This window comes from Algoriphagus boritolerans DSM 17298 = JCM 18970 (assembly GCF_900108085.1).
In the GTDB taxonomy this organism is placed as follows: Bacteria; Bacteroidota; Bacteroidia; order Cytophagales; family Cyclobacteriaceae; genus Algoriphagus; species Algoriphagus boritolerans.
Genome location: NZ_FNVR01000039.1, coordinates 22,904 through 30,882 on the forward strand (window position 1 = coordinate 22,904; position 7,979 = coordinate 30,882).

At 44.0% G+C, this 7,979-nt stretch carries 6 protein-coding genes and 1 pseudogene; 3 read left to right on the forward strand and 4 right to left on the reverse strand.

Annotated features, from left to right (window positions below; translation table 11 throughout):
* Positions 1-153: 153 nt before the first annotated feature.
* The gene (gene miaA, locus C4S61_RS19980) at positions 154-1,062 is read left to right on the forward strand and encodes a tRNA (adenosine(37)-N6)-dimethylallyltransferase MiaA (protein WP_103926554.1); all 909 of its coding nucleotides are present in this window, start codon (positions 154-156) and stop codon (positions 1,060-1,062) included.
* On the opposite strand, the gene C4S61_RS19985 is transcribed toward miaA, so the two are convergent.
* Positions 1,050-1,385 carry a hypothetical protein gene (locus C4S61_RS19985; RefSeq protein WP_103926555.1) on the reverse strand — a complete coding sequence of 112 codons (336 nt, stop codon included), beginning with the start codon at positions 1,383-1,385 and terminating at the stop codon, positions 1,050-1,052. The genes miaA and C4S61_RS19985 overlap by 13 nt on opposite strands.
* A gap of 1 nt (position 1,386) precedes the next feature.
* Positions 1,387-2,361, reverse strand: coding sequence for a 6-phosphofructokinase (gene pfkA / locus C4S61_RS19990; protein ID WP_103926556.1), 975 nt, complete (start codon positions 2,359-2,361; stop codon positions 1,387-1,389).
* Positions 2,362-2,511: 150 nt separating this feature from the next.
* Between pfkA and C4S61_RS19995 the strand changes: the two genes are divergently transcribed.
* Together C4S61_RS19995 and C4S61_RS20000 are read left to right on the forward strand one after the other, a co-directional pair.
* Positions 2,512-3,399, forward strand: coding sequence for an aldo/keto reductase (locus C4S61_RS19995; protein ID WP_103926557.1), 888 nt, complete (start codon positions 2,512-2,514; stop codon positions 3,397-3,399).
* Between the two features lie 61 nt (positions 3,400-3,460).
* On the forward strand, positions 3,461-5,620 hold the full coding sequence (locus C4S61_RS20000) for an acylase (RefSeq protein WP_103926558.1): 2,160 nt from the start codon (positions 3,461-3,463) through the stop codon (positions 5,618-5,620).
* A 171-nt stretch (positions 5,621-5,791) separates the two neighbouring features.
* Here the strand turns inward: C4S61_RS20000 and C4S61_RS20005 are convergent, their stop codons facing one another.
* Both C4S61_RS20005 and C4S61_RS22720 read right to left on the reverse strand, forming a co-directional pair.
* The gene (locus C4S61_RS20005; RefSeq protein ID WP_103926559.1) at positions 5,792-6,862 is read right to left on the reverse strand and encodes a hypothetical protein; all 1,071 of its coding nucleotides are present in this window, start codon (positions 6,860-6,862) and stop codon (positions 5,792-5,794) included.
* Between the two features lie 413 nt (positions 6,863-7,275).
* A pseudogene (locus C4S61_RS22720) lies at positions 7,276-7,506 on the reverse strand (SulP family inorganic anion transporter); the annotation flags it as partial.
* Positions 7,507-7,979 lie beyond the last annotated feature (473 nt).

The following is a 7,979-nucleotide window of genomic DNA, read 5'->3' on the forward strand; positions in this document are numbered from 1 at the left end:
GATCAGATAATCTGTTCCGAATCCCTCCGGAAATGCCGGCCAGATGCAGGAGATCCTCGCAAAATTTATTTTCCTTACCCTGGGGAAATAAATTCAAAATGTTCGATTTCACAGCATTTATTTAGACTTTTGCCAGACATAAACTTCAAATGATTGTCGGATAAAAAATACCTTATTCTGGTAGTAGGGCCAACGGCGGTTGGCAAAACTGAACTTTGTCTAAATCTAGCCAAAAAATTTAAGACAGAAATAGTTTCCTGTGACAGCAGGCAATTTTATCGGGAGTTGAATTTGGGAACGGCCAAACCTTCACCTCAAGAACTTCTGGAAGTAAAGCATCACCTGATCGATTCGCTTTCGATAGAGGAAGCGTACGATGTACGAAAGTTTGAAAAGGATGCCCTTCAGATCTTGGCGACTATTTTTCAAAAGTCAAATGTCGCAATTATGACGGGTGGGTCAGGACTTTTTGCTGACGCAATTACCGATGGACTGGACGAAATTCCTGATGTCGAACCTGAGATCCGAAAGGAAATCATTAAAGAATTTGAGTCAAAGGGGTTGGAATGGCTGCAGGCACAGCTCTCAAAAGTTGACCCGGAATACTACAGTCAGGTAGACAGGCAAAATCCACAGCGATTGATGCGGGCACTGGAAGTGTATCGTGGTACGGGATTGAAATTCAGTTCGTTTAGGGTAAAAAAGAAGGCTATTCGACCTTTTCAAGTAATAAAAATCGGGCTGGATAGACCTCGGCAAGAACTCTATGATCGGATAGACTTGCGAATGGATCAGATGATTGCTGCCGGACTTTTTGATGAGGCTGATGCGCTGTTTGAAAAGAGGCATCTTAATTCACTTCAGACCGTGGGCTACATCGAGATTTTTGGGTATTTGGAGGGGAAATACGATAAGGAGGAGGCGATTCGGCTGCTAAAAAGAAATTCCCGACGATACGCCAAGCGACAGATGACTTGGTTTCGTCGGGATGCGGAGATTCGGTGGTTTCACTCCGGACAACAAGAGGAAATTTTCTCCTGGATAGTCACTCAAATGGCCTGAAATCCGGAAATTTTTGCTACCCAATTGTAAGGAGCCTTTTTGATCAGCGCGTTATACTGGTATTTGTTGATTTTTAGCTGTCTGATTATTTCCAGAGTCTTTTTCGAGATTTTCTCCAAAGGCATTAATTTTTTCAAGGACTCAAGCACGGTGTCAGGATCTGCAATTTCACCCAAAATCAAACCAATCTCAGGATGTGCCAAACCCAACTTGGTAAGGAGTTCGCGTTGCAAGTTGAGCTTACGCTGCATGGTGTTTTTGACAGTCAGGAAGAACAGTAAACATGCCCCGCCTACAGTCAAAAACAAAGGAATAAACCCCATATCAAATACTTAAAATATCGATTAATGCCAGGTGATCCGGGTTCAGCGGTTTCGTTCTGCCAATGCAGTCACTAAACGGGGTATAGACCAATTCGTTATTTACCACACCAGACATACAATTAGTTTTGCCGGCAAGGAGTCCATCTATAGCTCCCATTCCGCATCTACTTCCCAAAACACGATCTCGGGCAGTAGGGTTGCCTCCCCGCTGAATATGTCCTAAAGTCGTCACCTTAAATTCCTTGGAAGGATCCTTGATCTTTTCCTTTACCATGGTCATGATTTGGTCGGCATTGCCCAAGTCGTCACCTTCTGCTACCACGATAATGCTTGAAGATTTTGATTTCCGAAGGTTTTTGAGCGATTTGACGACGCTGTTGAGGTCTGTTTTTGTTTCCGGTACCATGACGAATTCAGCACCACCGCCGATTCCACATTCTACTGCAATAAATCCTGCGTCCCGTCCCATCACTTCCACGAAGAAAATTCGATCGTGCGCAGCAGCCGTATCCCGTATTTTATCAATCGCTTCCAAGGCGGTATTCACCGCGGTATCAAAGCCGATGGTAAAGTCTGTTCCATAGATATCGTTGTCGATGGTCCCAGGGCAGCCCACTGTTGGTATGCCAAACTCTTCGAAGAAAACCTTCGCGCCGGTAAATGTCCCGTCTCCGCCAATAGCCACCAGCCCCTCTATTCCAAGGGCTGTCAGGTTTTCATAGGCTTTTTTCCGTCCTTCAGGAGTTTTGAACTCCATCGAGCGGGCAGATTTTAAAATCGTACCGCCCCGCTGAATAATATTACTGACCGAATGGGAATGCATCCGCTTGATGTCTCCTTCGATCATCCCTTCGTATCCGCGCTGAATTCCATAGACTTCTAGTCCTCTGAAAATTCCCGTTCGGACTACGGCACGGATACAGGCGTTCATTCCGGGTGAATCTCCCCCTGAAGTAAAAACGGCTATTTTCTTCATTTTTTATAGGTTTTTGGTGGGGCAAAAATAGATATTTAAGCAGGAATACCTTAGTGAATCGCCATAAATGAAACTCAAATTTAAAAGTAGGGTTGGGAATCCGGGTTAACTTATTGAGGTTAGGACAAAGTAAAATTTAACGAATTAAAAATGTCGGAAAAATCGAATCAGGATAAATTGAATTTGCCTAACCTGGGCTTAGGGTGTATGTCACTGCCGGACAGCTACATTGCTGCTGAAAAAATCATTCATGCGGCGATTGATTCCGGAATTAGTTTTTTGGATACGGCCGACCTGTACCAAAAAGGCCAAAATGAGACCAACATCGGCAAGGCAATTCAAGCTAAAAGATCACAGCTCATCCTCGCTTCCAAAGTAGGAAACCAGTGGAATGCCGAAGGAACTGCCTGGTCTTGGAATCCCCGGAAGGCTTATATTTTAAAAGCAGCAGAAGATAGTCTGAAGCGATTGCGCACTGACTACTTAGATCTTTATCAGCTTCATGGTGGCACAATCGAAGATCCTTGGGAAGAAACGCTGGAAGCATTTGAGCTATTAAAGGCTCAGGGTAAAATCAGGGCATTTGGGATCTCATCGATCCGCCCCAATGTGATCCGTAAAGTGGTGGGAATGAATCCTCCTGCCACCATCATGATGCAATACAGTCCACTGGACCGCAGGCCTGAGGAAGTAATTTTTCCGTTTCTGGAAAAAACAACTACACGGGTTTTGGTAAGGGGAGCTTTCGCAAAGGGAATTCTGATCGACAAGCCACTCGTTGGATTTTTGGATTTCCCAAAGGAAAAAGTAGCTGAGATCAAAGACGAAATTCATAAACAAGGAGTTAGTCCAGCCGCAATTTTGATTCGGTTTGGGTTGGCGGAAAAAGCCGTTTCAAGTTTGATTATCGGTGCGAGTTCGGTGGATCAGGTAGGAAAACTTATGAAGGGATATGAAGAGAGTCAACACATTTCCGATGAAATAATAGTCGAATTAAAAAGAAAATTCACGCCCAATCTATACCAAGACCACCGGTAAGAAAGCCTTTGCGAAGCTTTTCCAAATCCCTTACTTTCGACCTTCATCCAACCCTAAAAATATGCTTCGGAGATTTATTGGCTTGATAAGCCTAGTCACTCTTTTTTCCTGTCAAAAACAAGACCTCAATGAAGAACTCAATCGCTGGGAAACGCAGGCGGAACGTGTGGAGATCATCCGAGATGACTTTGGTGTGCCCCACATCTATGGAAAGTCTGATGCGGATGCCGTCTTTGGGCTTTTGTACGCCCAGTGTGAGGATGATTTCAGAAGGGTAGAGCGAAACTATATTTGGGCAATTGGCAGATTAGCCGAATTGGAAGGGGAGGAGGCCCTCTACTCAGACCTTCGTGCAAATCTCTACATGACTGAAGCTGAAGCCAAGGAAGCCTTTGAAATAGCACCTGACTGGTTGAAAGAACTCTGTGTGGCTTTTGCCGATGGGATCAATTATTACCTCCATACGCATCCCGAGGTCAATCCCCAGGTGATCACTCGATATGAACCTTGGATGCCCATGTTTTTCTTTGAAGGATCAATAGGAGGGGATATTGAAAGTGTCTCCACGGAGCGAATTAAGGCCTTTTATGAAGAAAACAAAGCATTGGCCTCAATGGAAGAAGTGGAGGATATCCTGACAGAACCACAGGGTTCTAATGGGATTGCGATTGCTCCGAGTCTGTCAGAATCCGGTAATGCCATGCTGCTGATCAATCCGCATACTTCCTTCTATTTCCGTCCGGAAGTACATGTGGTCAGTGAAGAAGGCTTAAATGTCTATGGTGCAGTGACTTGGGGTCAGTTCTTTGTCTATCAGGGATTTAATGAAAAAACCGGATGGATTCACACGTCGACCTTTGCGGATTTTAAGGATGAGTTTGAGGAAGAAATCGTGGAATCAGAAGGTAGGTTTCATTACAAATACGGGGAAGAACTTCGGGAGGTAGCGCAGCAATCGATCGTTTTGAAATACAAGGACGGTGCTGAATTGAAAGAGAAGGAATTTACTTTTTACCGAACGCATCATGGGCCGATCACACACAAAAACGGTGAAAAATGGGTAGCCACAAAAATCAACTGGGATCCCGTGAATGCCATCTCCCAAAGCTACATCAGAACCAAACTGAATAATTATGCGGAATTTAAGGATATGATGAATATCCGCACCAACTCATCAAATAACACGGTATTTGCGGATGCAGAAGGAAATATCGCCTATTTCCATGGCAACTTTATCCCAAAGCGAAATCCCGGATTTGACTTTTCCAAGCCGGTGGACGGAAGCAATCCTGCTACAGATTGGCAAGGGCTTCATACCGTGGATGAAAGCATTTTGATCCTAAATCCTGAAAATGGCTGGATCCAAAACTGCAATTCCACACCTTTTACTGCATCGGCCGAATTCAGTCCAAAAATGGAAGATTATCCCGCTTACATGGCTCGGGATGCGGAAAATTTTCGGGCTATACATGCGGTGAAAGTGCTGAAGGAGGCAGAGAAATTGAACTTGGAAAGTTTTCTTCAGTTGGCCTACGATCCGTATTTACCAGCCTTTGAGTACCTGATTCCTGAGTTGATTTCAGCTTTGGAGAAAAGTGGAAAAACCGATCAAAAGGAGGTCTTGGAGTTGTTGAAAGCCTGGGATTACAGGACTTCCAAGGAATCTGTGGCGATGTCGGTGGCGCATTTCTATGGGGAAAATTATCAACGTGAATTTCGCAGCATGAATCGGTTTATCAACCCTATGCCAGCAGCAAAAGTGCCAACGGAACTAGAACTAGTCACAGTTTTTGAAAAGACAATTGCTCAGATGAATGCTGATTTCGGCACGTGGAATACCCTTTGGTCTGAGATCAATCGTTTCCAGCGGCTTTCCGGTGACATTGACCTAAAGTATGATGACAATGCGCCTTACGTTCCGGTTGGTTTGGCATCAGGCAATTGGGGGGCTTTGGCAGCTTACGGTGCCAGAGCTTATGAAGGGACAAAGAGGCTTTACGGCTATCGGGGAAACAGCTTTGTGGCTGTGGTAGAATTTGGAGAGAAAGTGAAAGCAAAGACAATTCTTGCTGGAGGCCAAAGTTCTGATCCAAAATCTCCTCACTTCTTCGATCAGGCCCAGCGGTATGCCGATTCGGCGTTCAAAGACGTTGCATTTTACAGGGAAGACGTAGAGAAAAGACAGAAAAAGCGTTACAATCCAGGAAACTTAACTAATTGAAAATCAAAGTTTAAAGTAGGATTTTATTAATTAAAAGTGGATCCAAAAAGGAGGGATTTCTTTCTCCTTTTTGGACTCAAATAAGCGGTATAAAACGTAAGAATGTGACTTATGGACTCTGAACCCATAACTTTTCACAACTTACTTCATCATACCCATAATCCTACTCGATCAATTTTCCAATCCGAGCCTATTGATTTCAGAAAGTAATTTTACTACCCGTTGATCAAACTGCTGGCTAAGCGTGGTAAAATCATCCTTTTTGATCAGTTTGCCGTGGCTGGTGAAGAAGAAATTAATCTTTTGCTCGGTTGGGAAAATGAGGAATCTGCTGTTATTGCCCAATTGCACCTGAAGGGCGTTTGCTGTAGGTGAGTGCGAAGGAATGATCCTTCCGCTTAATAGATTTTTCAATGTGCCATTGCTGAGATCTTCGATACTGGTGATCTCAGTCATTCCGAGCGTCATCGGTGGTTTCTTTTTCAATCGGGCGATCACCTTTTTGAAAAACAACTTTTGGGATGGATCCTCGATGGATACCGCCAGATTTTTTTCCCGCTGGAATCCAAAATCAGTGTAAATCTCGATCAAACTGTCGAATAGCGTTCCTTCTTCACTTTTAGCTTTTTTGGCAGCAAGTATCAATCTGGAAAGCAAATAGCCGAGGCTGTCTTGCTGACCTTTCAGTAGGATCTCCTGATTTTCCGAAATAAAGAGCGTCTCGTCAGGCTCAGATAACAGAAAATCCGCTTGCTCTTTCAGTGGAGTAAGGAGGTTGGGAATAGTGGTGATTGAGGCCTCATGTTTTGCAAAAAGCTTATCCAGCAAATCGGTGATGAAGATTGATTTTTTGCAGCTTAGCGAACCGTGATTTTCCAGTAAAAGCTTGGCCAAAATCAGGGAAGTGTGGTGAATATTCAACAGGACAAAACTGCCTGTCACCAACTTTCTTACGCCCAAGGTAAACTTATCATAAGTGGAATCCACTGCAATGACTACATCGATGCCGTTTTTATCGGCATAATCAAAGACTGGCTTGAGATGCCTGAAGGTGAAGGTGTCATCCAGCGAGGTAAGCGGCTCAGCAATCTTTTGCCACTCTACCTCCACTTCAAGATTGGCAAGTTTTGCGATTAGCTCCTCCTGAGGGTTGTCAGAGGTGATCAGAACTTTTAGGCCCTCTCTTTCATTTTCGGTTTCAATTTGTCCTTGAACTTCTTCGTTTGTCGCATTCTCAATCATCGTCTTTATTTATTTAATTAGTATTCACTCAATGACAACACCCGAAACTGAAAATCAATTCCCTAGGATTATTCAGGTTGGATTTTTTTGGCTGATTCGTCTATTGCAAGCTTGTAAGTCGGATCTTCGATAAGGTTGACATCGATGATTTGATCTGCTTTTGCCAAAAGTTTTTTACAATCAAGACTCAAGTGACGAAGGTGAACTTTTTTACCCACTTTATGGTCACGTTCGGTGATTTTATTCAGCGATTCGATAGAAGACTTTTCTAAAATCCGACTCAACGCAAAGTCCACGATCACCTCATCCATCCTGTCAACCCTGCCATTGGCTGTTCGGTCAGACTGGATCCGAAAATGATAAATACCAAAAGCAGGATTAAAGCCACGATACCTGAAAGCCTGGCTCTCGCTTGCAATTGCTCCGGAAGCATCGGAGATCATTCCAGATCTACTCCCTGGAATAGAAGTCACCAAGCCCAGCACAAAAGCCGCAAAGAGTCCGGTAAGTGGCGGAAGTCCGGCTGGAAAAGCAAAAGCAACTGCCCCGGGAATCAGCGCGAGGGCAACAGTAATTCCGGAAGGAACTTCCGTTTTGTAATCTTCACGCTGACTAACCGGTGGGATTTCCCAGATGGATTTCATCAACAACCGATCACTTAATGAAGCCCACCTCGGCGTAGTCTATTGTCTTGCTGCTTTGAGGTTCAGTGGACGCTGGGTGTAATTTGTAATTACACCCTCATATTTTTTGGAATTTGTAATTCCTTTTCTCACAAGTTCAACCCGCTTCGGGGTTGTCGTCCTCGTTATCGTTTACATTTTTCCCTAGGTTGCACCTAGGGCCTTTCGTTTGGCTATTTACTAGATATTGAAAATAAAGATGTCATAATTTAAGGTTATGGCCTTTTTTTTGATATGTTTTATCTAGTTAACAGAATAGATATGGGGTATCCAACCAAAATACAGCGAATCAATAGAGCCAAAAGTGAACAATGGTATGTCAATTTTCCTGCCGCCGTTGCCAAAGCCATTGAATTTCAACAAGGAGAAGTGGTGGAATGGATCATCGACGACCACCAACGTCTGGTACTTCAGCGCAGTGACCAGTCCGTGTC